This is a genomic window from Kitasatospora sp. NPDC036755 (genome assembly GCF_040636595.1).
In the GTDB taxonomy this organism is placed as follows: Bacteria; Actinomycetota; Actinomycetes; order Streptomycetales; family Streptomycetaceae; genus Kitasatospora.
Genome location: NZ_JBEZUT010000096.1, coordinates 1 through 26,703, shown reverse-complemented (window position 1 = coordinate 26,703; position 26,703 = coordinate 1). Strand labels below are relative to the sequence as shown.

Annotated in this window: 24 protein-coding genes and 1 riboswitch; of the genes, 12 read left to right on the top strand and 12 right to left on the bottom strand. The window is 71.7% G+C overall.

The genetic code is table 11. The features are described from left to right. Positions 1–259 precede the first annotated feature (259 nt). The 3 genes from AB0E96_RS16840 to AB0E96_RS16830 are packed head-to-tail and all read right to left on the bottom strand — an operon-like array spanning position 260 to position 3,488. Positions 260–1,336: a low specificity L-threonine aldolase gene (locus tag AB0E96_RS16840; protein WP_359823909.1), complete on the bottom strand. Its 1,077-nt coding sequence runs from the start codon at positions 1,334–1,336 to the stop codon at positions 260–262. Further along, positions 1,333–2,091, bottom strand: coding sequence for an SDR family NAD(P)-dependent oxidoreductase (locus AB0E96_RS16835; RefSeq protein ID WP_359823904.1), 759 nt, complete (start codon positions 2,089–2,091; stop codon positions 1,333–1,335). The genes AB0E96_RS16840 and AB0E96_RS16835 overlap by 4 nt, the downstream gene beginning before the upstream one ends. Beyond that, positions 2,088–3,488 carry a DUF6421 family protein gene (locus tag AB0E96_RS16830; RefSeq protein WP_359823902.1) on the bottom strand — a complete coding sequence of 467 codons (1,401 nt, stop codon included), beginning with the start codon at positions 3,486–3,488 and terminating at the stop codon, positions 2,088–2,090. The genes AB0E96_RS16835 and AB0E96_RS16830 overlap by 4 nt, the downstream gene beginning before the upstream one ends. Positions 3,489–4,024: 536 nt before the next feature. On the opposite strand from AB0E96_RS16830, the gene AB0E96_RS16825 reads away from it, so the two are divergent. From AB0E96_RS16825 to AB0E96_RS16805, 5 genes are all read left to right on the top strand, one after another. Next, positions 4,025–4,912 carry an ABC transporter substrate-binding protein gene (locus AB0E96_RS16825; RefSeq protein ID WP_359823899.1) on the top strand — a complete coding sequence of 296 codons (888 nt, stop codon included), beginning with the start codon at positions 4,025–4,027 and terminating at the stop codon, positions 4,910–4,912. A 116-nt stretch (positions 4,913–5,028) separates the two neighbouring features. Continuing rightward, a complete protein-coding gene (locus AB0E96_RS16820; protein WP_359823906.1) occupies positions 5,029–5,925 on the top strand; it encodes an amino acid ABC transporter permease in 897 nt (298 codons plus the stop codon). Beyond that, positions 5,922–6,680, top strand: a complete 759-nt coding sequence (locus AB0E96_RS16815; protein WP_359823896.1) for an amino acid ABC transporter ATP-binding protein — start codon at positions 5,922–5,924, stop codon at positions 6,678–6,680. The genes AB0E96_RS16820 and AB0E96_RS16815 overlap by 4 nt, the downstream gene beginning before the upstream one ends. Positions 6,681–7,048: 368 nt before the next feature. Further along, positions 7,049–7,600 carry a DUF5134 domain-containing protein gene (locus tag AB0E96_RS16810; protein ID WP_359823894.1) on the top strand — a complete coding sequence of 184 codons (552 nt, stop codon included), beginning with the start codon at positions 7,049–7,051 and terminating at the stop codon, positions 7,598–7,600. A gap of 188 nt (positions 7,601–7,788) precedes the next feature. Further along, positions 7,789–8,736 (top strand): M56 family metallopeptidase, encoded by a 948-nt coding sequence (locus AB0E96_RS16805; RefSeq protein WP_359823892.1) that lies wholly within the window; start codon positions 7,789–7,791, stop codon positions 8,734–8,736. Between the two features lie 22 nt (positions 8,737–8,758). Here AB0E96_RS16805 and AB0E96_RS16800 read toward each other — a convergent pair whose 3' ends face one another. After that, positions 8,759–9,208, bottom strand: coding sequence for a MarR family transcriptional regulator (locus AB0E96_RS16800; RefSeq protein ID WP_359823889.1), 450 nt, complete (start codon positions 9,206–9,208; stop codon positions 8,759–8,761). 87 nt (positions 9,209–9,295) lie between these two features. Here AB0E96_RS16800 and AB0E96_RS16795 point away from each other — a divergent pair, with 87 nt between their 5' ends. Together AB0E96_RS16795 and AB0E96_RS16790 are read left to right on the top strand one after the other, a co-directional pair. Continuing rightward, positions 9,296–10,810 carry an MFS transporter gene (locus tag AB0E96_RS16795; RefSeq protein WP_359823887.1) on the top strand — a complete coding sequence of 505 codons (1,515 nt, stop codon included), beginning with the start codon at positions 9,296–9,298 and terminating at the stop codon, positions 10,808–10,810. A gap of 228 nt (positions 10,811–11,038) precedes the next feature. Further along, complete coding sequence (locus AB0E96_RS16790; protein ID WP_359823884.1) at positions 11,039–11,644, top strand: helix-turn-helix domain-containing protein; 606 nt, start codon at positions 11,039–11,041, stop codon at positions 11,642–11,644. Positions 11,645–11,722: 78 nt separating this feature from the next. Here AB0E96_RS16790 and AB0E96_RS16785 read toward each other — a convergent pair whose 3' ends face one another. Beyond that, positions 11,723–12,589, bottom strand: a complete 867-nt coding sequence (locus AB0E96_RS16785) for a helix-turn-helix transcriptional regulator (RefSeq protein ID WP_350524265.1) — start codon at positions 12,587–12,589, stop codon at positions 11,723–11,725. A 418-nt stretch (positions 12,590–13,007) separates the two neighbouring features. Here AB0E96_RS16785 and AB0E96_RS16780 point away from each other — a divergent pair, with 418 nt between their 5' ends. Further along, entirely contained in the window at positions 13,008–13,583 is a 576-nt protein-coding gene (locus AB0E96_RS16780; protein ID WP_359823881.1) for an ATP-binding protein, read from the top strand. Between the two features lie 379 nt (positions 13,584–13,962). On the opposite strand, the gene AB0E96_RS16775 is transcribed toward AB0E96_RS16780, so the two are convergent. Then, positions 13,963–14,226: a DUF397 domain-containing protein gene (locus AB0E96_RS16775; RefSeq protein WP_359823879.1), complete on the bottom strand. Its 264-nt coding sequence runs from the start codon at positions 14,224–14,226 to the stop codon at positions 13,963–13,965. Between the two features lie 558 nt (positions 14,227–14,784). Here AB0E96_RS16775 and AB0E96_RS16770 point away from each other — a divergent pair. The 3 genes from AB0E96_RS16770 (at position 14,785) to AB0E96_RS16760 (ending at position 18,231) form a co-directional block, all read left to right on the top strand. Continuing rightward, the gene (locus AB0E96_RS16770; RefSeq protein ID WP_359823878.1) at positions 14,785–15,744 is read left to right on the top strand and encodes a hypothetical protein; all 960 of its coding nucleotides are present in this window, start codon (positions 14,785–14,787) and stop codon (positions 15,742–15,744) included. A gap of 460 nt (positions 15,745–16,204) precedes the next feature. Continuing rightward, positions 16,205–16,375, top strand: a riboswitch (cyclic di-AMP (ydaO/yuaA leader). Then, positions 16,362–17,741 (top strand): transglycosylase family protein, encoded by a 1,380-nt coding sequence (locus AB0E96_RS16765; RefSeq protein ID WP_359823875.1) that lies wholly within the window; start codon positions 16,362–16,364, stop codon positions 17,739–17,741. (Overlaps the previous riboswitch by 14 nt.) 289 nt (positions 17,742–18,030) lie before the next feature. After that, positions 18,031–18,231 (top strand): hypothetical protein, encoded by a 201-nt coding sequence (locus tag AB0E96_RS16760; RefSeq protein WP_359823873.1) that lies wholly within the window; start codon positions 18,031–18,033, stop codon positions 18,229–18,231. A gap of 131 nt (positions 18,232–18,362) precedes the next feature. Here AB0E96_RS16760 and AB0E96_RS16755 read toward each other — a convergent pair whose 3' ends face one another. The 5 genes from AB0E96_RS16755 to AB0E96_RS16735 all read right to left on the bottom strand — a co-directional run bounded on the left by AB0E96_RS16755 (position 18,363) and on the right by AB0E96_RS16735 (position 24,627). Next, positions 18,363–19,382, bottom strand: coding sequence for a LacI family DNA-binding transcriptional regulator (locus tag AB0E96_RS16755; protein WP_359823871.1), 1,020 nt, complete (start codon positions 19,380–19,382; stop codon positions 18,363–18,365). A 25-nt stretch (positions 19,383–19,407) separates the two neighbouring features. Next, positions 19,408–21,123 carry a glycoside hydrolase family 13 protein gene (locus AB0E96_RS16750; RefSeq protein ID WP_359823868.1) on the bottom strand — a complete coding sequence of 572 codons (1,716 nt, stop codon included), beginning with the start codon at positions 21,121–21,123 and terminating at the stop codon, positions 19,408–19,410. 73 nt (positions 21,124–21,196) lie between these two features. After that, a complete protein-coding gene (locus AB0E96_RS16745) occupies positions 21,197–22,102 on the bottom strand; it encodes a carbohydrate ABC transporter permease (RefSeq protein ID WP_359823866.1) in 906 nt (301 codons plus the stop codon). 40 nt (positions 22,103–22,142) lie between these two features. Beyond that, entirely contained in the window at positions 22,143–23,144 is a 1,002-nt protein-coding gene (locus AB0E96_RS16740) for a sugar ABC transporter permease (protein WP_359823863.1), read from the bottom strand. A 205-nt stretch (positions 23,145–23,349) separates the two neighbouring features. Further along, a complete protein-coding gene (locus AB0E96_RS16735) occupies positions 23,350–24,627 on the bottom strand; it encodes an extracellular solute-binding protein (RefSeq protein ID WP_359823861.1) in 1,278 nt (425 codons plus the stop codon). Between the two features lie 310 nt (positions 24,628–24,937). Here AB0E96_RS16735 and AB0E96_RS16730 point away from each other — a divergent pair, with 310 nt between their 5' ends. After that, positions 24,938–25,441, top strand: a complete 504-nt coding sequence (locus AB0E96_RS16730; RefSeq protein ID WP_359823858.1) for a GNAT family N-acetyltransferase — start codon at positions 24,938–24,940, stop codon at positions 25,439–25,441. A 24-nt stretch (positions 25,442–25,465) separates the two neighbouring features. On the opposite strand, the gene AB0E96_RS16725 is transcribed toward AB0E96_RS16730, so the two are convergent. After that, entirely contained in the window at positions 25,466–26,569 is a 1,104-nt protein-coding gene (locus AB0E96_RS16725) for an aldose epimerase family protein (protein ID WP_359823855.1), read from the bottom strand. Positions 26,570–26,703: the final 134 nt, after the last annotated feature.

Genomic DNA, 26,703 nt, shown 5'->3' with positions numbered 1-26,703 from the left:
CACGCTGTTGAGTTCTCAAGGAACGGACGCTTCCTTCGGACCGCCTTCCAGCGGACCCTCCGGGCTTCGTTCTTTCGTGTTTCCAGCTTATCAGACGTTTTCCGCCCCGTTTTCCGGAGTTTCATTCATCCGATTCGCTTTCCGCTTTGCCGCCCCGGTCTCCCGCGGCGACTCCGGAACTGTACGGGGACCGGCCCGCCACATGCAAATCGTCCCGCCCCGCTGTCGCGGGACGGGACGATCCGGTGTCCGAGCGCCGTCAGGCGCGGCCCATCTCCTCGGCGATGGCCGCCGCGAAGGTGTCGATGTCCGCCTCCGTGGTGTCGAAGGCGCACATCCAGCGGACCTCGCCGGTGTGCTCGTTCCAGAAGTAGAAGCGGTAGCGCTTCTGCAGCCGCTCGCTCACCTCACGCGGGAGGATCGCGAACACCGCGTTCGCCTGGACCGGGCGGACCACCTCGACGCCGTCGATCTCCCGGACCGCGGCCTCCAGGCGGCTGGCCATCGCGTTGGCGTGGCCGGCGTTGCGCAGGTAGAGGTCGCCGGAGAGCAGCGCCTCGAACTGGACCGAGACGAAGCGCATCTTCGAGGCGAGCTGCATCGAGGTCTTGCGCAGGTACTTGATGTTGCGCACCCGCTCCGGGTTGAGCACCACCACGACCTCGCCGAACAGCAGGCCGTTCTTCGTCCCGCCGAAGGAGAGCACGTCGACGCCCACGTCGGTGGTGAAGGCCCGCAGCGGCTGGCCGAGCGAGGCGGCGGCGTTGGCCAGGCGGGAGCCGTCAACGTGGACGAGCATGCCCAGCTGGTGGGCGTGCTCGGTGATCGCGCGGATCTCGTCGACGGTGTAGAGCGTGCCGAGCTCGGTGCTCTGGGTGATGGAGACCGCGAGCGGCTGCGCGCGGTGCTCGTCACCGAAGCCCCAGGCCTGCTGGTCGAGCAGCTCGGGGGTGAGCTTGCCGTCCGGGGTGGGGACGGTGAGCAGCTTGATGCCGCCCATCTTCTCCGGGGCGCCGCCCTCGTCCACGTGGATGTGGGCCGACTCGGCGCAGACCACCGCGCCCCAGCGCGGGAGCAGCGACTGGAGGGCGACCACGTTGGCGCCGGTGCCGTTGAAGACGGGGTAGGCCTCGGCCTTCTCGCCGAAGTGGCGGCGGAAGACGTCCTGGAGGTGGGCCGTGTAGTCGTCCTCGCCGTAGGCGATCTGGTGACCGCCGTTGGCGAGGGCCACCGCGGCGAGGACCTCCGGGTGCACGCCGGCGTAGTTGTCGCTGGCGAAGCCGCGGACGGCGGGGTCGTGCCGCCGTACCGCGTCCGTACGGGTGAGGTCGGTCATCGGGCTGTCAGCCACAGGTGCTGTCCGTTCAGTTCTGCTGCGGGGCGGTCCCAGAGGCCCGCCAGGTGTCCGGCGAGGTCGGCGGTGTCGGTGAAACCGGCGAACTTCGCCTCCGGCTTCTCGGCCCGCATTTCGGGGCTGACCAGCGCCTTGATGACCAGGATCGCAGCCGCCGCGGTGGGCTCGCCGTCGGGGGCGGTGGTCTCCTTCTTGAAGGAGTCGGCCATGGCGAGGGTCCACGCCTCGGTGGCGGCCTTGGCGGCCGCGTAGGCGGCGCCGCCGGCGGTGGGCTTGTGCGCGGCCGCGGCGGAGATCATCGCGTAGCGGCCGGCGGTGCTGCGGACCAGCGCGGGCTGGAAGGCCAGCGAGGTGTGCTGGAGGGTGCGCACGACGGTGTCGTGCAGGAAGTCCCAGTCGTCCAGCCGGGTGTCGAAGAAGGTCTTGCTGCCGCGCCAGCCGCCGACCAGGTGGAACAGGCCGTCGACGTGACCGTGCTCGGACTCCAGGTGGTCGGCCCAGTCGTGGACCTCCTGGGGGTCGAGCAGGTCGATCACCTGGCCGCTGACCTTGGCTCCGCGGACGGCAACCCGGGTGGCGTCCAGGGCGGACTCCAGGCGCTGCGGGTCGATGTCGGCACCGATCACGGTGGCACCGTCGGCGGTGAGGCGGCGCAGCACGGCGCGTCCGGCCGGGCCGCTGGCACCGGCGACGGCGATGACCTTGCCGGCCAGCGGGGCGTTGGTGGAGGTGGTCACGCGGCGGCTCCCTGGATACCGGTGCCGGTGATGCCGGCGGTGGCGGCGATGACGCCGCTCAGCTTCTTGTTGAGGGCTTCGTAGAACATGCTCAGCGGGAACTCGTCCGGGACCACGGCGTCGCACAGGGCCTTGTTGAGGGCCTTGCCGTCGGTGATGTCGAGCGGCAGCGCCTCGGGGCCCTTCGCCCAGGTGGAGGCCGGGTGCGGGGTGAGGTAGCGGGAGACCAGCTCGTAGGCGGCGATCCAGTGGGCCGACTTGGGCCGGTCGATGCCGTCGCGGTACAGGGTCTCGATCTCGCCGCAGAGCGCGTTGGTGACCTGCGGGGCGAGCTCCCAGTCGATGCTGAGGCGGTTGTCGCGCCACTGCAGCGCGCCGTTCTTGTGCAGGTAGGCGAAGAGCAGCTGGCCGCCCATGCCGTCGTAGTTGCGCACCCGGTCACCGGAGACCGGGAAGCGGAACAGGCGGTCGAAGAGGACCGCGTACTGGACGTCGCGGGCGTGCGGGTTGCCCTCGGTCTCCAGCTGCACCGCCTCCTTGAAGGTGGTGAGGTCGCAGCGGAGCTCCTCCAGGCCGTACATCCAGAACGGGCTGCGCTGCTTGATCATGAAGGGGTCGAACGGCAGGTCGCCGTGGCTGTGGGTGCGGTCGTGGATGAGGTCCCACAGGACGAAGGTCTCCTGCGCGCGCTGCTGGTCCTGGAGCAGGCCCTCGGCGTCGGCCGGGATCTCCAGGCCGAGCTGCTGGACGGCACTGGTGGAGACGGCGCGGAAGCGCGCGGCCTCGCGGTCGCAGAAGATGCCGCCCCAGGTGAAACGTTCCGGCGCCTTGCGGACGGCGACCGTCTCCGGGAAGAGCACGGCGGAGTTGGTGTCGTAGCCGGCGGTGAAGTCCGTGAAGGTGATCGGCACGAACATCGGGTTGTCGAAGCGGGTCCGCTCCAGCTCGGCCAGCCAGTCGGGCCACACGACGCTCAGCAGGACGGCTTCCAGGTTGCGGTCCGGGTTGCCGTTCTGGGTGTACATCGGGAAGACGACGAGGTGCTCCAGGCCGTCCTCGCGCTGCGCGGCGGGCTGGAAGGCCAGCAGCGAGTCCAGGAAGTCGGGCTCCCGGTAGCCGGTGTCGGCCCACTTGGCGAGGTCCGCGTCGACGGCGGCGAGGTAGGCGGCGTCGTGCGGGAAGTTCGGGGCGAGCTCCTCGACGGCGGCGCGGACGGTGGCGACCAGCGGGTCGACCGTGTGCCGCTGGACGGCGGCCAGGTCGATCGAGCCGTCCTTCGACTGGAGCGGGCGCAGCGTCTCGACGGCCTCCTTCAGGCGCAGCCAGGCCGGGTGGCCGGCGAGGGTCGAGACCGGGGCGTCGGCCGCCACAGCGAGCCTTGGCGAAAGATTCTGCATCGTGGACTCACTTCGACAGGAGTTATTTCAACGAGGACACCATAAGTACGAAAGGTTCTCCCGTTCAAGGGGGTCGATACCGGCAAAGTTCCGGCGCGCCGCCGCTCCGGCGCCGAAACCTTCGGCGGGAGACGGGTTGTCCGGCATGTGGACTGTGATCTGGATGATCTGGACAGATGCGCCGTTCTGATGCGAACCTCCCCGCATGCTCCCGGCGGTGATCACGGTGGCCGAACGCCACGACAGCCCGTTCCGGGCGCCCTCCCGTCGGCACGTCTGCCGTCGCTGTCGCTGTCGCGCGCGCGGCCATTGCTGCCGCTGTCGCCGCTGCTGTTGACCGGTCCGCCGCCGACCCGGCTGCCACCGGTCCGGCCCGGAGGGCGCCGCGGACGCGGGCCCGTACGCCGACCATGCCGCGTGTGTTCCGGCGCCGCCACCGGGGGGAAGTGACCCGCCGGGATGCGGGCCGCCCGTCGCGCCCTCCCGTGCCATTCCTCGTCCCCCCGTCCCGCCGGTCCTTTCCCTGGAGCCCCGTCATGACCCTCCGCAAGCCGTCCGCCGCACTGCCCCTCGCCGCGCTGGTCGCCGCCGCGGCCGTGCTGACCGCCTGCGCGCCGCAGGATTCGAAGTCCGACACCGCCTCCGGCACCCCGGGCGCGGCCGGGACGGCGGCGGGCTGCGCGCCGGGGGCGCTGGCCACCCGCACCGCCGGAACGCTGACCGTCGGCACCGACAAGCCCGCGTACGACCCGTGGTTCTCCGAGGACAAGCCGGAGAACGGCAAGGGCTTCGAGTCCGCCGTGGCCTACGCGGTCGCCGAGAAGCTCGGCTACCCGAAGGAGAAGGTCAGCTGGGTGGTGGCGCCGTTCAACAAGGCGACCGCCCCGGGCGCCAAGGACTTCGACTTCGACATCAACCAGGTGTCCGTCAGCGACGAGCGCCGGCAGGCGGTGGACTTCTCCTCCGGCTACTACGACGTGCGCCAGACCGTCATCGCGCTGAAGAACTCCAAGGCGGCGAGCGCCAAGAGCATCGCCGACCTCAAGGGCGCCAAGCTCGGCGCCCAGGTCGGCACCACGAGCCTGGACACCATCACCGACACCATCAAGCCGACCACCCAGCCGGCCGTCTTCGACTCCAACGACCTGGCCAAGGCCGCTCTGAAGAACGGCCAGATCGAGGCCCTGGTGGTGGACCTGCCGACGGCCTTCTACATCACCGGCGCCGAGGTGCCGGAGGCCCAGGTGGTCGGCCAGTTCGAGGTGACGGCCAAGGCCGAGCAGTTCGGCCTGGTGCTGGACAAGGGCTCCAAGCTGACCGGCTGCGTCTCCCAGGCCGTCGACGCGCTGCGCGCCGACGGCACGCTGGCGAAGCTGGAGAAGCAGTGGCTCTCCGACGCCGTCTCGGCACCGGTGCTGAAGTGAGCGCTGATCTGGGCCCCGGGCTGAGCGGTGAGGCCTCGGACGGCTCGGTTCCCACGGGGCTCGCCAAGGCGCCGGCGGCGCGCACCGGAACGGCGGCCGGAACGGCGGAAGGGGCGGTGGCCGGATCGGCGAGTGGATCGCCGGCCGGGGCGCCGGCGGCGGAGGACGGCTATCGCCCGTCCGAACGGCGGCTGGCGCACGAGGCGTACCGGCGCGCCCGGGCCCGCCGCTCGGCGCTGATCGCCTCCGCGTCGACCCTGGTGACGGCCGTCGTGCTCTACCTGCTGGTCGTCAACTCCCCCGGCTGGGAGGTGACCCGGCGGACCTTCTTCAACCTCGACTACGCCCGCCAGGCGCTGCCCGAGGTGCTGAAGGGGCTGCGGCTGAACCTGGAGCTGATGCTCGGCTGCGGCGCCCTGATCCTGGTGTTCGGGCTGCTGCTGGCGGTGCTGCGGACGCTGCGCGGGCCGGTCTTCCTGCCCGTGCGGCTGCTGGCCACCGCGTACGTGGACTTCTTCCTCGGGCTGCCGATGATCATCTGCCTGCTGGTGATGATCACCGGGGTCCCGGCGCTGCGGCTGACCGGAGTGACCACGGATCCGCTGCTCCTGGGCGGGGCCGCGCTGGTGCTGACCTACTCGGCGTACGTGTCGGAGGTGTTCCGCTCCGGCATCGAGTCGGTTCACCCGAGCCAGCGGGCGGCGGCCAGGTCGCTGGGGCTGACCAACGCGCAGGCGATGCGCTACGTGGTGCTGCCGCAGGCCGTCCGCCGGGTGGTGCCGCCGCTGCTCAACAACCTGGTGAGCCTCCAGAAGGACACCGGGCTGGTCTCGATCGGCGGCGCGATCGACGCGGTGTACGCGGCGAAGATCATCGCGGCCCGCTCCTTCAACTTCACGCCGTACCTGGTGGCGGGGCTGGTGTTCATCGTGCTGACCATTCCGCTGACCCGGTTCGCCGACTGGCTGACCGCCCGGATGAACCGCCGCCAGCTGCAGGGAGGTGCGGTGTGACGGCGAACGAGGTGCTCCGGCTGGAGTCGGCGCGCAAGTCCTTCGGCGACCAGGTGGTGCTGCGCGACGTGGACCTCGCCGTGGCCGAGCACTCGGTGACGGCGCTGATCGGCGCGTCCGGCTCCGGCAAGTCCACGCTGATGCGCTGCGTCAACCTGCTGGAAGGGATCGACGACGGGGCGATCTTCCTGGACGGTGAGGAGATCACCGATCCGCGCGCGGACGAGGACGCCGTGCGGCGCCGGATCGGCGTGGTGTTCCAGTCGTACAACCTGTTCCCGCATCTGACGGTGCTGGAGAACATCACGCTCGCGCCGCGCCGGGTGCACCGGGTGGCCCGGGCCGAGGCGGAGGGCCGGGCGCTGGAACTGCTCGACCGGCTCGGGTTGGCGGCCAAGGCGAAGGAGTACCCGGACCGGCTCTCCGGCGGGCAGCAGCAGCGGGTCGCCATCGTGCGCGCGCTGGCCACCGGGCCCCGGCTGCTGCTCCTGGACGAGATCACCGCGGCGCTCGACCCGGTGCTGGTCGGCGAGGTGCTGTCGGTGGTGCGGGACCTCAAGGATCAGGGGATGACGATGGTCCTCTCCACCCACGAGATGGGCTTCGCCCGCGAGGTCGCCGACCGGGTCTGCTTCCTGGACAACGGGGTGGTGCTCGAACAGGGGCCGCCGGAGCAGGTGTTGGGGGATCCGCAGGAGGAGCGGACCCGGCAGTTCCTCAGCCGGGTGGTCGCCTCGGGGCGGCTCCAGGGCTGAGCGGCTCCAGGGCTGAGCGGCCCCCGTCGGCTCGGGCCCGCTGAGCGGGTCGGGCCGAGCGGGCCCGGCTCGGCCGGCTCTGAGCGGGTCGGGCCTGCGGCTGGGGACGGGGGCAGGCGTAGGGCAGGCGTGCGGCCATGGCTTCGCTACGACGGGCACCACTGTGCGCCCCCGTACGCGCCCTGGCCGCTCCCGGCCGGCTGCGGTGATCGTGGACCGGACGTCCGTCGCCGCGCCCGGGGGCGGTGAACAGGTGACAACGGACCGCGAACAGGTGACAGCCGACAGATTTCATCATCTGTTCGCTGACCGCTGTCCGTCCACATCTGTTCGCCGCCCCCGGCGCCCACCGCCCCGGGAGGCCGCCGTTGCACGGACCCGCCCTGGTCAACTGGCTCCTCGCCCTCCTCGCCGCCGGCGCCGGCACCTCCTGCCTGGCCCGGCTGCGCCACTCCCCCTGCGGCCCGGTCGCCGCGCACCGGCCGCTCGCCCGTGAGTCCGACGCGGCCGAGGCCCTGATGGGGCTCGGCATGGCCGCCATGGCCGTCACCGGCGCCACCGTCCCCGCCACCGTCTGGGCCGCGCTCTTCGGCCTCCCCGCCACCGCCTTCCTGCTCGCCGCCGTCCACGCGCCGGCCGGTCGCGCGCACCGGCTGCACCACGCGGTCGGCGCGCTCGCCATGACGTACATGGCCCTCGCGATGGCGACCGCCTCCGGCCACGGGCACCACCCGGCCGCCACCGGCCTTCCGGTCCTGACCGGGGCGCTCCTCCTCTACTTCGGCGGCTACACCCTCTGGACCGGCAGCCGGCTACTTCGCACTCCGGCGGGCACCCTCGCGGTCGGCACCGCCGGCCTGCCGCAGGCCTGTCGGCTCACCATGGGGATCGGCATGTTCGCCATGCTCCTGACCATGTGACGGCCCGGCCGTGCGCCGACCGGGCGGATGCTCCGGCCTCGCGGCCCACCCGCCCGGCGCCCCAAGCCCCCCGTCCGGGCGTGGCGTTGGTCACTGGCCGGTCGAAAGCCGTTCCACCGGACGTCGCCAGCGCATAGGTTGGCGGGGAGCGCGTTGTCGCGTTCCGTGCGTACTCGGGGAGCCCATCGATGCCTGCCCTGATCGGCCTGCTGCTGCTCGGCCTGCTGCTGTCGACCCTCGCGCCCCGGCTACTGGCCCGGGCCCGTTGGGCGGAGCGCGAACCCGTGCTGGCGCTGCTGGTGTGGCAGTGCCTGGTGGTGGCGGTACTGCTGTGCTGCGCGCTGGGCCTCCTGCTGGCGGCCTCCGCCGCCCTGCCGGAGCTGCGCGTGCTGGTCTTCTCCGGCGCGCCGCACGGCGTGGAGGCGGCCTACGGCCTCCAGGAGGCCGAGGGCTGGGGCCGGCTGTGCGCCGCGGTGCTGGCCGCGGGCGGGGTGCAGACGGTGCTGGCGCTCACCCGGGAGGTCCGTACGGCCAAGGCCCTGCGCAACCGTCGGCACGCCCAACTTGCGACCCGCGCACCGGAGTTGCCGGACTCCATCGAGACCGCCCGGAGCCGCCGGGAGCGGCTGGTGGTCCTGGAGAACGTCCGCCCGGAGGCGTGGTCACTGCCCGGTCCGGACTCCCGGCTGGTGGTCACCACCGGCGCCCTCCGACAGCTGACCGACCGGGAGCTGGCCGCCGTGCTGAGCCATGAGCGCGGCCACGTCCGGGCCCGGCACCACTGGCTCCAGCAGTTCGCCCAGGCGCTCGCCTCCGGTTTCCCCGGGGTCGGCGTGTTCAGCACCTTCCGGGACCAGGTCTCCGAGCTGGTCGAGCTGGCCGCCGACGACCGGGCCGCCCGCCGGCACGGCCGGCACACCACCGCCCTCGCGCTGGCCGAACTCAACCTGGACCGCGGGGTGTTCGGATCGTGTCCGCCAGGCCTGGCCCAGTCCCCCAAGCGCGTCGACCGCCTGCTCGCAGGCCGGCCGCGGCTCTCCGTCCCGCACCGGCTCCGGCTCACCGTCGCGGCGCTCGCCGTGCCCGCCGTGGTCGTCCTGCTGGCCGCCGCGCCGGGACTGCACTCACTGCTCTGAGGTCAACCCCGAACCGCTGGCCTTAACTTGACGGCTGGTCAGTTCCCGTTTCCCCGGCGCCACAGCCCGCACCGGCCCCGTCCCCGAGGGTCAGCTCCAGCACCTGACGGTGGAGCGGCCGGGCCTGTTCGTAGCGGTCCCGGCCGGCCTCGGTGAGGGTGAGCTGGACGCCCCGCCGGTCGCTCTCGCACATCGCCCGGACGACCAGCCCGGCCTTCTCCAAGCGGGCGATCAGCCGGGAGAGCGCGCTCTGGCTCAGATGGACGGTGTGGGCCAGCTCGCTCACCCGCACCGCGATCCCGCCGCCGCACGCCTCGACGAGGCGCTCCAGCACCTCGAACTCACTCATGCCCAGCCCGTACCGCTCGCCCAGCTCGCGGTCGAGCAGGCACGCCGTGGCGGCGTGCCGGGCCAACAGCTCGCGCCACTGCGATACGAGACCGGCCTCCGCCGGGGAGTCGAGTTCAGCCACGCCGCCACCCTAGCACGTGCACCGGCAATTATTGTGTTCACATCTAATTCATTTGCATTGAATGCACATGCATGTACTGTCCTCCCCATGACCACCGCGACCACCTCACCGCCCGATGCTCCGTCAACCAGCGGGCCGCACTGGACTCCCCGCCTCTGGGGCACCCTGATCGTGCTCTGCGCCGCCATGTTCCTGGACGCCCTGGACGTCTCCATGGTGGGAGTCGCCCTTCCGTCCATCGGCTCCGACCTGCACCTGTCCACCTCGACCCTGCAGTGGGTGGTCTCCGGATACGTGCTCGGCTACGGCGGCCTGCTGCTGCTCGGCGGGCGCGCCGCCGACCTGCTCGGCCGCCGCCGGGTGTTCCTCGTCGCCCTGGGCGTCTTCGCCGCAGCGTCACTGCTCGGCGGCCTGGTGGACGACGGCGGCCTGCTGATCGCGGCCCGCTTCCTCAAGGGCGTCAGCGCGGCCTTTACCGCGCCGGCCGGCCTGTCGATCATCACCACGACCTTCGCGGAGGGCCCGGCCCGCAACCGCGCCCTGTCGATCTACACCACCTGCGGCGCCAGCGGCTTCTCGCTCGGCCTGGTGCTCAGCGGGCTGCTCACCTCGGTCGGCTGGCGCTGGACCTTCCTGATGCCCGTCCCGGTGGCGCTGCTCGCCCTGGTCTTCGCCGTCCGGCTGCTCCCCCGGCCGGTCGAGGAGCGGGCCAAGGGCGGCTACGACGCACTGGGGGCGATCACCGGCACCGCGACCGTCCTGCTGCTGGTCTTCACCGTCACCGAGGCCCAGGGCGCCGGCTGGCTGAGCCCGCGCACCCTCGGCTCGCTGGTCGTGGTCGCCGCGCTGGCCGCCGCCTTCCTGCGGGTGGAGAGCCGCGCCGCGCACCCGCTGGTCCGGCTCGGCATCTTCCGCAACGGTTCGGTGGCCCGGGCCAACGTGGTCGCCTTCGCGATGACGGGCGCGTACGGCGGGTTCCAGTTCGTGGTCACCCTCTACCTCCAGCAGCTGCTCGGCTGGTCGGCCCTGGAGATGGCCCTCGGGCTGCTCCCCGCCGGGGCCTTCATCGCGCTCTCGGCGCCGTTCATGGGTCCGATCGTGGACCGCTTCGGCACCGGGCGGCTGCTGCCGATCGGCTTGTTCTCGCTGGTCGCCGCGTTCGCGCTGTTCCTGCGGCTGGACGAGCACAGCTCGTACCCGGGCCTGGTGCTGCCCTCGATGCTGCTGCTCGGGGTGGGCTTCGCGTTCGCCTTCCCGTCGGTGAACATCGCCGCGACCGACGGCGTGGCCGACGAGGAGCAGGGCCTGGCCTCGGGCCTGGTGAACACCGCCATCCAGGTCGGCACCGCGGTGGTGCTGGCCGGGGCGACCGCGATGATCACCGCCGGCAGCGCGGGCGGCGACAGCCCGCAGGCCCAGCTGGACGGCTACCGGCCGGCACTGCTGTTCGTCACGGCGGTCGCCCTGGTCGGCCTGGTGGTCGCGACGGTGGGCGCCCTGGTGGACCGGCGCCGCACGTCAACTCCCTCGTCGGTACCGGATTATGATTACGCGACAGTCGGATCGACCGCGACCCGGGCCGAAGTCCTGACCGAGCACTGACCTTCATGCCCGGCCCGCAGCGGCCTGCGGGCCTCGGGCCATGGCGCCGGCTCCACCAAACCCCCGTGTTGGTGGAGCCGGCCGTCTTCGTGGTGGCCGCCCGGGCAGTGCCCGTCGGGGCACGGATCCCCCGGAGCGGCGGTCGGCTCCGCAAGTATATTGGCTCGGAGCCAACGAACGTTCGGAGCAGACACGATGGCACCTCGCGGGGATTCGGTCAATGAGGAGATGCGGCAACGCTCCCGCAGGCGCATCATGCGGGCCACCGTCGAACTCGTTGACCAGCGCGGGTACGCGGGCACCACGCTGACGGACATCGCCGAGCGCGCCGGGCTCGCCCGCGGGCTGCTCTCGTACTACTTCGACGGCAAACGGCTGCTGATGCAGTCCGCGACGCACCGGATGATGCACCAGTCCCTGGCCTGCTCACTGGCGGAACTGGCCCCCGGCGCCTCCCCCGACGCCCGGCTGGCCCGGGCGATCGACGTCGTGCTCGGGCTCGCGATGGACCACCCCCGAGTGATGCGCTCGCACCTCGCGCTGATCCTCGACCCGGACAACGGCGCCTTCGTCCAGGACCCGGAGCAGCAACAGCTCGGCGCCCTCCTCCAGGGACTGCTGCGGGACTGGGGCGCGCCCGACCCCGCCGCCGAGCACGCGGTGCTGCGCAGCGCGCTGATGGGCGGTTGCATCGGAGTGCTGCTGCCGGGCGCCGAACTTCCGCTGGCGCCGATCCGGGCCGACCTCTTCCGCCGCTACGACCTGGCCTGGGAGCTGGGCGACCCGCCGCAGCCGGCCCCGCCGGAACGCGAACGGCCGCCGGCCCGCGGCTGACGGCGGGTGGGCGGCCCGGTGTCCGACTGCCGGGGGCCTGGTGAGGGAGGGATCTCACAGGCCCCGGACGGCAGCGACTCAGCGTTCCTTCAGGATCGAGGCGAGCAGGTCTATCGTGCGCTCGGGCGTGAGACTGTCCACGCAGAGCCGCTCCATGACCTGGATGTAGGCGTCGACGTCGTCCCGCTTGTCCAGGTAGAGCGCACTGGTGAGCTGCTCCAGGTAGACCACGTCCGCGAGGTCCTGCTCCGGGAAGCGCAGGATCGTGAACGCCCCGGACTCGCCCGCGTGCGCGCCGAACCGGAACGGCATGACCTGGATCACCACGTTGGCCTGCTCGGCGACGTCGATCAGGTACTGCACCTGGCCGCGCATCACCTTGGGCCCGCCGACCGGCCGGCGCAGCGCCGCCTCGTCGATGACCGCCCACAGCCGCGGGCTGGCGCCCTCGGTCAGCAACTTCTGACGGCGCAGCCGGAGGCTGACCCGTCGCTCGACCTCCTCCTCGCTGATGACCGGCCGACTCTGGCCGAAAACCGCCCGTGCGTACTCCTCGGACTGGAGCAGTCCGGGGATGAACTGCACCTCGTAGGTGCGGATCAGCTGGGCGGCCTCCTCCAGACCGACGTAGGTCTGGAACCATCCCGGCAGCACGTCGTTGAAGCTGTGCCACCAGCCGGACTTGTTGGCCTCGCGGACGAGGCCGAGCAGGGCCTCCCGCTCGATGCCGTCGTCCACGCCGTACAGGCTGAGCAGGTCGGCGACGTCGCGCTCCTTGAAGCTGACGCGGCCGAGTTCCATGCGGCTGATCTTGGACTCGGAGGCCCGGATCGCGTAGCCCGCGTCCTCGCGGGTGATGCCGCGCGCCTCGCGAAGGCGTCGCAGCTGCGAGCCGAGGAGGATCCGGCGGACCATCGAGCCGCCGCCCGGCTGAACTGTGGTCATGCGGTCGAAACCTCCACCTAGGGCAAACAGCGCACAGTCTGCCATCAGTTGAGCGCTCACGGTGCCGATACTGACGGATGTTCCTATCAGTTCCGCGCTCCGCACACCAGGATGCACGTGCATCCGGCGCTTGCATATGCCAATAGTGCGACTGCACGTGAATCGACTCTTGCATCTGCAGTGAGCGCACACCACCATGGTGCACGTGCACCTGCACATCCCTGGCAATCCCGCGGGCTCCGCGTCGACCCCACGCGCGACTCCGTGCACCGACCCGACGGCATCCCCCGCGTCATCGGGCGTTCGAGTGCGCGCGCGCCTGGTCGAGGGGGCGGCCGAGCGGCCGAGCGAGTCGGAGGTGACCGGCATGACCCCGGCGGGTCCAGCCGTGTCCGCCCCCTTATGGGAGGAGCTCTTCATGAGCACCGGTACGGCTTTGGCGGTTGACCCCCATGTGGTCACCTGTACGCTCGCTCCTCGCTTCGAAGCCGTCAGAACCGCGCGTGACTTCGCCCGGACCACGCTTCAGCGCTGGGGCCTGACCGAGCTGTTCGACGACGTCGCGCTGGTGGCCTCGGAACTCGTGACCAACGCGCTCCGGCATGCGATCGGCGCACGGCCCGACCCGTCGGGCGGCGCCCAGGGCGAGTACGACTTTCCCACACAGCCGACCGCGGACGGCCGGCTGCCGATCCGAATAAGCCTGGTGCACCGCGCACCCCAGGTGGTCTGCGCGGTGAGTGATCCGAGCAGCATCGGGCCGGTCGCCCGGGAGGCCGACTTCGTCGCCGAATCCGGCCGTGGACTGCACCTGGTGGAGTCGTTCAGCCGCTCCTGGGGCTGGCACCCGCTGGGCAGCGGCAAGGTGGTGTGGGCGATGTTCGAGGCCGAGTCGGTCGGCGGCTCCCCGCTGGACGGACACCCCGTGCTCAGCGGGCGCTCACCGCTCGACGGCCCCCTCGACGCCGGCGGACGGCATCGGCGCTCGGCCTAGGACGGGCCCCGGTCCCAGGACCGACCGTTCGGAGGGAGCCGCTCGGGGCGGGCTCCGCGCCGGCCGGCGTGCGGCCGGCCGGGAGGAACCCCGGGAGGACCACACCCCGGGCCCTTCCGTCGCCATGACAGCGCGGACGTCGCCGCTGACATCACCACGGATGTCACTGCGAACGTCGCCGCGGATGCCGTCACGGATGTCACTGCGGACGTCGCCGCGGACCTCGTCACGGATGCCGTCACGGACGGCTCCGGACCGCCGGGCGGCCGGCGGATCCGAGGAGAGGCTCCGGGGAGCGGCACCCGGAGGAGGCAAAGACAAAGGCCGTCGTGGTGTCGGCACCCACGACGGCCCCCCGATGGTGGAGCACGACGGTCAGTCAGACCGCCAGGTGGTCGAACTCCCCGTCCTTCGCCCCCAGCAGCAGGGCGGCGATCTCGGCCCGGGTGTAGATCAGCGCGGGACCGTCCGGGAACCGCGAGTTGCGCATCGCCACGTCGCCGCCCGGCAGGGCCGCGAACTCGACGCAGTTGCCCTGGGAGTTGCTGTGCAGGCTCTTCTGCCAGACCACCCCCTGGAGGTCGGTGGCGGCCATCCCGTTGTAGGTCTCGTACGAGCCGTGCTTGTCCTGCGAGTCGTGCATATAAATCTCCCGAAGAGCTCCGGAGTTGTCGTCCTGCGCGGCGCCCCCGGCGCCGCCGAAACGAACGGACCGGCCCCGTACCGGTCCGGCACAACGCCTCACTTGACGCGATGATAGCCGCAGTGCACGTGCATCAGCACGGGACATTGCAGGTGCACGAGGCCTTTTACCCTCAGCCGCGAACTCTTCACGGGCCCTTCTCCTGACGGTACGTAAACGGACATAGCCGATGAATCGTCGAGCCCGCGATAACCGGCCGTGAGCATCTCCCCGCTGAATGTTGATCTTCGAATGCCGGGAGTCGCACGCCTGTGACCCTCCGTCAGGCCGACCTCATGCTGTGAGACATCTCACGCGCCCCGGATGCAACGCCGGCCCCCTCCGACGGCGTCCGGGCAAGCGCCGGTGATCACACGGAGGTTGGGCGAAGAATGTCCGGATTGTAGGCAAAGCGCCCGGAGCCGTGCCGCAGACGCACCGGCTCCGCACCATGACCGCGCGAAACCCGTACGGCAGCCGACTGCAAGCCGGACGGGCCGATGTCCTACGATCTCCGGCATGAGCACCGCAGCCATCCCGGGCGCGCCACTGCCCGTCCGCACTCCAGGCTCCCGTGCGCGGGGGCGCCACCGTCGTCCCGAGCGCCCCGAGATCCCGGCCGGCGCCCCGGCCCTGGTGCTCGCCGTGCCCGCGACCGCCGGGCCCGAGTCCCGCTCGGTCGTCGAGGAGTTGCTCTCGATCGTCCGCACCGAGCAGAACGGCGTCCGGACCGCGGTCGGCTACCTCCCCGGCAACGGCCCCGAGGGCGTGGACGGCGAGGACCGCACCGTCGCCGAGCTGCTGGCCATGGCCGCCGAGGCGGGGCTTCCGACGCCCGTCCTGGTGCCGCTGGTGCCCGGTCCGCACACCTTCCTGACCGAGCTTCACGCGCTCGCCGCCGAGTACGGCGCGCCCGTCACCGACCCGCTGGGCCCGCACCCGCTGCTGGCCGAGGCCGTGCACGTCCGCCTGTCCGAGGCCGGGCTGGCCCGGGCCGACCGCGCCCGGCTGTTCGCCATCGCGACCGCCGCGGACGGCGTGGTGCTGACCACCGTCGGCGGCGAGGACGCGGCCGCCGCGGCCGGCATCACCGGCGTGCTGCTGGCCGCGCGGCTGGCCGTACCGGTCGTCGCCGCCGCGCTCGACGTGCCCGGCTCGGTGGCCGCGGCCGTCAACCACCTCAAGGAGACCGGCTCGCAGCGCCCGGCGCTGGCCCCGCTGGTGATCGGTCCGGAGGCGGACTCCGAGCTGCTCGCCACCGCGGCCGAGGAGACCGGCTGCCCGTCGGCCGCGCCGCTGGGCGCGTACCCGTCGGTCGGCCAGCTGATCGCCTCCACCTACCTGGCCGCCCTGCCCGCGCCGTCCCCGGAGGACCTGGCGCGGGCCGAGGCGGAGGCAGCGGCCGCCTCCGGGGCCGAGGGGGCCCCGGAGGGCGCTCGCGGCGCCCACGCGGCCGCCGAGGGCCCCCTCGGGCAGTAGTCGACACCGCGCGCCGCCCGCGCGCACCGAAGGGCCCGGAACGGCTTCCGTTCCGGGCCCTTCGGCTTGCCCTCCCGCACGTCCCGTCAAGTGCGGAAGTCGCGGAGCCGTCGAAGCGAAATGTCCGTTCTGGCCTTTCTGGAGCCATTTGAAAGGAAAAAGGGAGCGCGGATCCGAGGGCGCGGATCGCGACCGCTCCCCCACCTTCCGGTGTGCGCGACTCCACGATTCGACACATCGTCACGCCGCTCCTGAGACAGAGCCAGTTGTTGACTTCCGCAATGACATTGCTTGAAAACGATCATTTGCGATCTTGATGGACGGCGATTTTGGCAGTTCCCACTAAACCATGATGCACATCACAGTGGTTTGCAGTTTGAACTTGAGTCTGATTAACGTGCTCCCCGTTCGTGACCACACGAACCCGGTTCATCCGCAACGCCGAGTCCTGCCGTCGGGTGTCCTGGAAACGCGAAAACGCACCACGGCAGGAGCGGGGGACCCACAGGTAAGTCGCCCCGGACCGGTCTTCGGAACGGTCCAGGGCTAGGGGTGAAGCCGCGCCCACAGCGCGGCCGGGCAACTCCAGCCCGAATCCGACAGCTCACCTCGCAGGCGTGGGAGAGGACCGCGTCTTCATGCTGCCCACCAACGGCACTCGCCTGTCCAGCCGCACCCGCCGCGTGATCGCCGCCCTCGGCGTCGCGGGCGTCGGCCTCACCGTCCCCTGCCTCACCTCGGGCACCGCCTCGGCCGCCTCCGTCGCCACCTGGGACAAGGTCGCCCAGTGCGAGAGCGGCGGCAACTGGGCCATCAACACCGGCAACGGCTTCTACGGCGGGCTCCAGTTCACCTCCAGCACCTGGTCCGCCTTCGGCGGCACCGCCTTCGCGGCGCGCGCCGACCTGGCCACCAAGGACCAGCAGATCTCCGTCGCCGAGAAGGTCCTCGCCTCGCAGGGCCCCGGCGCCTGGCCGGTGTGCTCGGTCCAGGCCGGCCTCACCAAGGGAGGCGCCGCCGCCTCCGTCGACACCTCGGCGGGCTCGACCGCCACCAAGCCCGCGCAGAGCGCCAAGCCGGCCGCCCCGGCGGCTCCGGCGGCGAAGCCCGCCACCAAGCCGGCGCAGCCCCAGGCCCCCGCCGCGAAGCCCGCCGCGCCCGCCCAGGACGGCGCGCAGGCCGCCACGGGCAACGCCGCCTCGGGCAACCGGAGCGACTGGGTCAAGAAGGGCCCGCAGCAGGCCCAGGGCGCCGACTACACCGTGGTCCAGGGCGACTGGCTGTCCGCCATCGCCGACCAGCACCAGGTGCAGGGCGGCTGGCAGCGGCTCTACGAGCTCAACCGCGGCACCCTGACCGAGGGCCCGGACACCATCTACCCGGGCCAGCAGCTGTCCTTCGGCGGCAACGGCCAGGCCCAGGCCGCCCCGTCCTCCACCGGCAAGTCCGGCTCGGACTTCACCTGGTTCGACCGCTCGCAGAAGTCCGGTCAGTCCGCGAACGGCGGTGCCGTGAACGCCCAGCCGACCGCGCAGGCCCAGGCCCCGGCCGCCAAGCCGTCCACCAAGCCGGCCGCCAAGCCCGCTCCGCAGACCCAGACCCAGACCCAGACCCAGACCCAGACTCCGGCTGCCACCGGCAGCATGGCCGCCGCGGTCTCCTTCGCCGAGTCGAAGGTCGGTCAGGCGTACGTCTACGGCGGCACCGGCAACGGCGGCTGGGACTGCTCCGGCCTGACCCAGGCCGCGCTGCGCGCCGCGGGCATCTCCGTCCCGCGCGTCGCCGCCGACCAGGCCGCGGCCAGCACCCACGTCTCGCTGGACAGCCTCCAGCCGGGCGACCTGCTGTTCTGGTCCAACAACGGCAAGGACTCCGGCGTCTACCACGTCGCGATCTACGTCGGCAACGGCAAGTACGTCGAGGCCGCCAACCCGAGCTCGGGCGTCCGCGAGCAGAGCATCGCCAACTGGGCCCCGGACTTCGCCGGCCGGGTCTGAGGACGGCGCACGGACGACGGCGTTCGGACGACGAATGACGAATGACGGCTGACGGCTGACGGCTGACGGATAACAGCTGACAGATTTCATCGTCTGTCAGCTGTCAGCCGCCGGCCGTCATCCCCACGCTGACCATCCGCCACCCCCGGGGAGAGTCTGGTCGCTCTCCCCGGGGGTTCCGGCGTTCCCGCCGACGGTTCCGGGCTCTCCTCCGGCGGTTCCGCCCTGTCCCGTGGTGGATCCCCGCCCCAGCGGGCATGCTGCTGCTCTGCACCCGAGGAGGAGTCACATGGCCCAGGTCACCGTCACGCTCGACGCGAACCTCGCGATCGACGCGATGATGCTCTCCGGCACCAAGAGCCCCCAGGACGCCGTCGAACTGGTCCTGCGCGACTACCTGGCGCGCGGCCGTCGCACCGAGACCCGCACCGGCGAGGCGGCCGACGGACACCGACTGACCGTCGACCGCCCGACCACCCAGGAGGGCTGACCGCCCGACGGAAGCCCCCGCCGGCCCCGAAGGCCGTCGCGCGCACCACGACGGCCGACCCCGCGCACGCCGACGGGCCCCGGAGAGCGATCGCCCTCCGGGGCCCGTCGTTCGGCCGTGGCGGCCGGGGCTCAGCGCGCGCCGGCCCCGGTGGATCCGCGCATCACCAGCTCCGGCTGGAACATGAACTCGCCACGCTGGGCGGCGTTCCCGCCGACCTCCTCCAGCAGCGCGTCCACCGCCGCCGTCGCCATCGCCTCGACCGGCTGGCGGATCGTGGTCAACGGCGGCTCGGTGAAGGCGATCAGCGGCGAGTCGTCGAAGCCGACGACCGACACGTCCTGCGGCACCGACAGACCGCGCTGCCGCACCGCCCTGATCGCCCCGAGCGCCATCATGTCGCTCCCGCAGACGATCGCGGTGCAGCCCTTGTCCAGCAGCGCGCCGGCTGCCGCGTGCCCGCCCTCCACGCTGAACAGCGTGTGGTGGACGAGGTTCTGGGCCTCCTCCTGCCCGTACCCGAGCACCTCGCGCATCGCCGCCGTGAAGCCCTCGATCTTGCGCAGCACCGGCACGTACCGGCGCTGGCCGACGGCCAGCCCGATCCGCTCGTGCCCGAGCTCGGCCAGGTGCTGGACGGCCATCCACATCGCGGCCCGGTCGTCCGGCGAGATGAACGGCGCGTCGATCTTCTCGCTGTAGCCGTTGATCAGCACGAACGGCACCCCGCGCCCGGCCAGCCGGGCGTAGCGGTCGTGGTCGGCGGTGGTGTCGGCGTGCAGCCCGGAGACGAAGACGATGCCCGCCACGCCCCGGTCCACCAGCATGTCAACCAGTTCGTCCTCGGTGGACCCGCCCGGCGTCTGGGTGCACAGCACCGGCGTGAAGCCGTGTCGGCTGAGCACCTGCTCGATCACCTGGGCCAGCGCCGGGAAGATCGGGTTGCTCAGCTCCGGCGTGATCAGTCCGATCAGCCCGGCGCTGCGCTGGCGCAGGCGGGTCGGCCGCTCGTACCCGAGCACGTCGAGCGCCGCCAGCACCGTCTGCCTGGTGGCGGCGGAGACGTTCGCCTTGCCGTTGAGCACGCGGGAGACGGTGGCTTCGCTGACCCCCGCCTGCGCCGCGATGTCTGAGAGTCGCGCCGTAGTCACGGTCCCAGAGCCTATTCCAACCACGTCAGACCGCCCACCAGCCGGTGCTGTCCGGAGCGAGCACCGTCTCGCCGCCGTCCACCACGAGGTCCGTCGAGGCGAGCAGCAGCGTGCCCGGGGCCGCGATCCGCACCGGCTCCCCGGTGGTGTTCACGGTGCAGACGAAGGCGCCGCGGCGGAACACCAGGGTGCCCTCGGGTCCCTGCAGCCACTCGACCCCGGTGCCGGCGCCGAGGTCGGGCTGCGCCCGGCGGACGGCCAGCGCGCTGCGGTAGAGCTCCAGGGTGGAGTTCGGGTCGCCGGTCTGGGCCTCGACGCTCAGTCCGGCCCACTCGGCCGGCTGCGGCAGCCAGGACGGCCCGCCGGCCACCGGGCCGAAGCCGTACGGGGCCTCGGAGCCGGACCACGGGATCGGGACGCGGCAGCCGTCGCGGTAGCCGTCCTGCCCGGCCTGGCGGAAGAAGGACGGGTCCTGGCGGACCTCGTCGGGCAGGTCGGTGACGTCCGGCAGGCCGAGCTCCTCGCCCTGGTAGACGTACGCCGAGCCGGGCAGCGCCAGCATCAGCAGGCTGGCGGCGCGGGCGCGGCGCAGGCCCAGCTCGCGGTCGCCGGGGGTGCGGATCTGGGTGCCGAGGCCGGGCTCGTTGGCGAACCGGGTGGCGTGCCGGGTGACGTCGTGGTTGGACAGCACCCAGGTGGTGGGGGCGTCGACCGGGCGCATCGAGTCGAGCGAGAGGTCGATCACCTCGCGCAGCGCGGTGGCGTCCCAATCGGTGCCCAGGTACTGGAAGTTGAAGGCCTGGTGCAGTTCGTCGGGACGGACGTAGTTGGCGGTGCGCTGGACGGTCGGGGTCCAGGCCTCGGCGACGCCGATCCGCTGCCCCGGGTACTCGTCGAGGATCGTGCGCCAGCTGCGGTAGATCTCGTGCACGCCGTCCTGGTCGAAGAACGGCATGACGTCGTTGCCGAGCAGCTTGAGCTGGTCGGCGCCGCCGAGGTCGGGCAGGCCGGGGGCCTTGACCAGGCCGTGGGCGACGTCGATGCGGAAGCCGTCCACGCCCATGTCGAGCCAGAACCGCAGGATCGAGCGGAACTCGTCGGCGACGGCCCGGTTCTCCCAGTTGAAGTCGGGCTGCTCCGGGGCGAACAGGTGCAGGTACCAGTCGCCGGGGGTGCCGTCCGGGTTCGCGCTGCGCGTCCAGGCCGGGCCGCCGAAGATGGACTCCCAGTCGTTGGGCGGCAGTTCGCCCTGCTCGCCCTTGCCGGGGCGGAAGTGGTACCGGTCGCGCAGCGGGGAGCCGGGGCCCTCCCGCAGGGCGCGCTGGAACCACTCGTGCTGGTCCGAGGAGTGGTTGGGGACAAGGTCGACGATGATCCGCAGGCCCAGGTCGTGGGCGTCGCGGATCAGCGCGTCGGCGTCCAGCAGGGTGCCGAACATCGGGTCCACCGCGCGGTAATCGGCCACGTCGTAGCCGGCGTCCGCCTGCGGCGAGGCGTAGAACGGCGAGAGCCAGACCGCGTCCACCCCGAGGTCGCGCAGGTAGGGCAGGCGGCTGCGGATGCCGGGCAGGTCGCCCATGCCGTCGCCGTTGGAGTCGGCGAAGCTGCGCGGGTACACCTGGTAGATGACCGCGTCCCGCCACCAGCCTCTGGACGCGCTGCCAGTCACCGAAGCCAGGGCGGCCGCCTCGTGAGCGGTGTCGGCGGCAGGCCGGGAGGTGTCGGCCAGGTTCTGGGTCATGGACGGTATCCCTTGGGGACTAGAGGAGCGGAAGGCACCGGGATGTGGGGGCGCGTGACGGCGTGGCGGCGCGCTACGACTTGGAGGCACCGGCGGTCAGGCCGGTGACCAGGTGGCGCTGCACCAGGTAGAAGAAGGCCGCGGACGGGATCGCGATCAGCACGGCGGTCGCGGCCATCAGGTTCCACTGGGCGTCGTGCTCGCTGACGAAGGTCTGCAGGCCGACCGCCAGCGTGTACTTGTCGGAGCTGAGCATGAAGGTGGAGGCGAACGGCACCTCGGCCCAGTAGGTGAGGAAGGAGTAGAAGGCCGCCACCGCCAGACCCGGGCGGGCGAGCGGCAGCACCAGCCGCCAGAAGGTGCCGAACGGGCTGAGCCCGTCGACCCGGCCGGCCTCGTCGATCTCCACCGGGATGGTGTCGAAGTAACCCTTCAGCAGCCAGGCGCAGTACGGCACGGTGGTGGTCGAGTAGACCAGGATCAGGCCGGTGTAGCTGTCCAGCAGGCCGAGTTCGGAGAGCATCGTGTACATCGGCACGATCAGCACCGCGATCGGGAACATCTGGGTCACCAGCAGCGACCACATCAGCGGCTTGTGCCCGGGGAACTTCATCCGGGAGACGGCGTAGCCGGTGGTGGCGGCGAGCATCACACCGAACACGGTGGTGATCCCGGAGACCAGCAGGGCGTTGCCGAACCAGGTGAAGAAGTCGGTGTCGGAGAGCACGTGCTGGTAGTTCGACAGCGTCAGCTTGCCGAGGATCTCGCCGGGGTGGAGGTAGTCCGTCTTGTCCGGGCCGAGCGAGACGAACAGGATCCACGCGACGGGGAACAGCGCGATCAGGCCGGCCAGGATCAGGGTGCCGTGGGACAGCGCCCGGGCCAGCGGGCTGCGCTCGCCGCGGCGGCGGACCTTGACGGGCCGGGCAGCCGGGGCCGGGGCCGCCGCGCGGGCCGGGTGTTCGGTGGTGATGCTCATCGGGGGTACCTGCCTTCGTGGGTCAACTGGGTCCGGGGCCTCAGCCGTTGGCCTGCTCGTTGCGAGCGAGCCAGCGCCGGTAGAAGGCGGTGAAGACGATCAGGATGGACAGCAGGATCACGCCGTAGGCGGCGGACTGCGCGTAGTCCCGGGGGATCTGGCCGAAGCCGAGCCGGTACGCCCAGGTGACCAGCAGCTGGGCGTCGGGGGCGCCGGTGCCGAAGAGCAGGAAGATCACGTTGAACTGGTTGAACGTCCAGATCACGCCGAGCAGCACGACCGTGGAGGAGACGGAGCGCAGCCCGGGCAGGGTGACGTACCGGAAGCGCTGCCAGGCGGTGGCGCCGTCCATCTCGGCGGCCTCGTACAGCTCGGCCGGGATCGACTGGAGGCCGCCGAGCAGCGAGATCATCATGAACGGCACGCCGGCCCAGGTGTTCACCATGATCGCGGCCGCCTTCTGCGCCCACGGGTCGGTGAGCCAGCCCGGCTCGGGCAGGTGCAGGACGGAGAGCATGCCGTTGACGACACCGCCGTCGGCGAGCATCAGGCGCCAGGAGAAGACGGTGACGAAGGTCGGGACGGCCCACGGCAGGATGAGCAGCATCCGGTAGGCGGCGCGGCCGCGCATCTTCTGGTTGAGCAGCAGCGCGAGGCCGAGACCGAGGGTGTAGTGCAGGAAGACGCAGATGCCCGTCCAGGCGATGGTCCAGACGAAGTGCGACCAGAAGCGGTCGTACGAGCCGGGGCCCCAGAGGATGTCGGCGTAGTTGTGGAAGCCGACGAACTCGTAGCTCGCCGGGATCTCGTTGACGCCGATCTTGCGGGCCACGTTGAGGCTGTTGGCGTCGGTGAGGGTGAGCCAGATGCCCTCGGCGAGCGGGTAGAGCACCAGCACGCCGAGCACCAGCACCACCGGCGCGATCATCGCGTAGGCGTACCAGTGCTTGGCGTAGGAGCGCTTGACGCGTTCCAGCAGGCCCGGACGCTGCTCGCGCTCCCGGCTGCCCTTGCCGGTGGCGCCCTGCACGGCGACTGACATCGTTTGCACCTTCTCGGGGGAATTCTCGGGGGAGCCGACGGCCCGGCCCACCGGGGGTGACGGGTGAGGGGTGAGGGTGGCGACGAACGGCGGACAGCGAACAGCCGACAGATGATGAAATCTGTCATCTGTCATTCGTTCGCCGTCACGCGTTCGCCGCCACCCACCTGCCCGTCAGCCGTCGGCCGGCGGGCCGGGCGCGGGACTACTTGGCGAAGCCCGGCAGGAGCTTGGCGTAGTCGGTGGCGACGGTGTTCAGCGCGTCCTGGGTGCTCGTGCCCTGGACGACCTTGCCGAGGTTGGTGTTCAGCGAGGCGAGCAGCGAGCTGTACTCGGGCAGCTCGGGGCGCGGCTTGGCGCTGTTCAGCACGGCCTGGAAGCCGGCGATGCCCGGGTCGGCCTTGACGTCGGCGGTGAAGGCGTCGGAGCGGGTCGGCAGGGTGGCGTTCTTCTGCGCGATGAACGCCTGGCTCTCGGCCGAGGTCATGAAGGCGGCGAACTTCTCCGCGGCGGCCTTGTGGGCCTTGTCCGCACCGGCGTAGACCGAGATGTTGTGGCCGCCGGTCGGGGCGGCACCCTTGCCTGCGGAGCCGCCCGGGACGGCGGCGATGCCCAGGTTGTTCTTGTCGGCGAAGGCCGAGCCCTTGTAGATGTTGGTGATCTCCCAGGGGCCCTGGATGATCGCCGCGACCTTGCCGCTGTTGAACGCGTCCATCATGTGCGCGTAGGCGTCGGTGGTGACGTCGGCCTTGGTGGTGCCCGGCGAGGTGAACATCGTCTTGTAGGTCTCGACGGCCTTGACGGCCTCCGGCGAGGTGATGGTGATCTTCTTGCCGGCGGCGTCGACCGTGTCGGTGCCCTCGCCGAACAGGAACGGCAGCGCGTAGTAGCCGTCGGCGGCCTTCAGCCAGAAGCCGTCCACGCCCGCCTTCTCCTTGACGGCGGCGGCGTCGGTCTTCAGCTCGTCCCAGGTCTTCGGCGCCTCGGTGATGCCGGCCTGGGTGAACAGCGCCTTGTTGTAGAGCAGGCCGAGGGTGTCGGTCACCAGCGGCACGCCGTACAGCTTGCCCTCGTACTTGGCCTGCTGGATCAGGCTCGGCTGGAAGGCGGAGGTGTCGGCGGCGGCCGGAGTGCCGTCCAGCGGCTCCAGGTAGCCGGCCTTGGCGAAGGCGGCGGTCCAGCCGACCTCGGAGCGGAACACGTCCGGAGCGCCCTTGGCCCCCATCGCGGTCTGGAGCTTGTTCTGGGCCTGGTCGAACGGCACGTTGACGAAGTCGACCTTGACGTTCGGGTTCGCAGCCTCGAACTTCTTGACGAGCTCCTGGTAGTTCGGCGCCTCGTTGGTGGCGTTCGACGTGTCCCAGTACGTGAGGGTGACCGGCCCGTCGGCCTTGCCGTCGGAGCTGGAGCCGCTGCTGCCACAAGCAGCCATCGAGACCGCGAGGGCCACAACGAGGGCAGAGGCCGCGATGCCACGCCGCATGAGAACTCCTAGGGAGGGTGGGGGTGCCCGAGATGTTCCGAGACAGGCGCATAATGGCTGCCTCGTGCCGACCGCACCGTTGCTGCCGTCGGGCTCGGGAAGGAAGTTAACAGCGGCGCAAGAGCGACGGAAAGTCCTTGCAGCAAGTTTCTGCAAGAAACGGCGATCGTTACGCCCGCGTGTCCTGGACGTTGCCGCACGGTAGTTGACGGTGACGCCGATTGACCCGCTTTGCCCGATTCGCCCACCCTCGCACTGGCCGACGGAACCACCGTCCGTGGCCGAAAGCGATCTGCAGCAGACTGGACGCATGCGAATCAGAGCCGTCACCAGGGACGAACTTCCGCTGCTCGCCGAGCTTGAGCGCGCCGCCGGCGCCCCCTTCGCCGCGATCGGCATGCCGGAGATCGCCGAGGACGAACCCCCGGCACCGGAGGAGCTGGCGCACTACCTGGACCAGGGCGTCGCCCTGCTCGCCGAGGCCCCCGGCGGAACCGTCGCCGCCTACCTGCTGGCTGAGCCGGTGGACGGCGCGCTCCACATCGAACAGGTCTCCGTGCATCCCGACCACGCCCGTCGCGGCATCGGCCGCGCGCTGATCGAACACCTCGCCGGGACCACCGACGCCCCCGCGCTCACCCTCACCACCTTCGTCGAGGTCCCCTGGAACGCCCCCTACTACGCCCGCTGCGGCTTCCGGCCGCTGGCCGAGGACGAACTCACCCCGGGCCTGCGCGAGATCCGCCGCAAGGAGGCGGAGCACGGCCTGGACCGCTGGCCCCGGCTCTGCATGCGCCGGGACCTACGGCCGTAACACCCACCACCCGGCCGGGCGGTCCTACCGGTCGGTCCCCTCGGCCGCCGGGGTCCCGGCAGCCCCCGCGATCCCCAGCCGGAGCACGGTCGTCGAGCGGAACTCCTCCCCCGGCCTCAGCTCCGTGCTGGGGAACGCCGGGTGGTGCGGGGAGTCCGGGAAGTGCTGGGTCTCCAGCGCGATCCCGGCGAACGGCCCGTACGGGACGCCGCTCGCACCGGTGACCGCGCCCTGGAACTTGTTCGCCGTGTAGACCTGGACGCCCGGCTCGGTGGTCAGCACCTCCAGGGTGCGACCGCTGACCGGGTCCTCCAGCAGCGCCGCCCGCGCCGGGCTGCCGTCCGCCGGCCGGGCGCGCAGCACCCAGTTGTGGTCGTAGCCGCCGGGCCCGGTCAGCTGGGGGTGCTCGTCGTGCACCGACTTGCCGATCGGCGCGGCCACCGTGAAGTCGAACGGCGTTCCGGACACCGGCTCGGTCCGGCCGTACGGGATCTGCCGCTCGTCGGCCGGGGTGTACGCGTCGGCGTCCAGGGTGAGCAGGTGGCCGAGGACGTCGCCGCTGCCTTCACCCGAGAGGTTGAAGTACGCGTGGTTGGTCAGGTTGACGACCGTCGGCTTGCTGGTGACGGCCCGGTAGGCGATCACCAGCTCGCCGGAGGCGTCCAGGGTGTAGGTGACGGTGACGTCCAGCGCGCCCGGGAAGCCCTGGTCCCCGTCCGGGCTGTGCAGCGCCAGCCGCACTCCGCCCTCGACCGGCTCTGCCGCCCACATCCGGTGCGCGAAGCCGTCCGGACCGCCGTGGATGGTCATGCCGCCGCCGGTCGGGGCGAGCTGGTGCTCCTCGCCGTCGATGGTGACCGAGGAGCGGTCGATCCGGTTCGCGTACCGGCCCACCACCGTGCCGTAGTGCCGCGCCGGGCCGAGGATCTCGGGCAGCCGGTCGGTGGCCAGCAGCAGCTGGGCCGTGCGGCCGGAGCGGTCCGGCCCGCTCAGGGTGTGCAGGGTCGCGCCGAGGGTGAGCACGCTCGCCTCGTACGGGCCGGCCGTGAGCGTCCAGCGCTCGATCGCGGCGCCCGCCCCCGAGGGCTCCAGGGGCTCCTGCCGCACGCTGGTGGCCTCGCTCGCCATTGGCCTGCTCCTCACTGGCGGCCGCGGTGCACCGCGGGCGCCCGCAGCCGGGTCCCCCGCGGGGGCGCCGCGGCGGCCCCGTGGGCGACAGCCTAGCGACGGCGGCGGCCCCGCGGGGGCGTGGGCCCACCAAC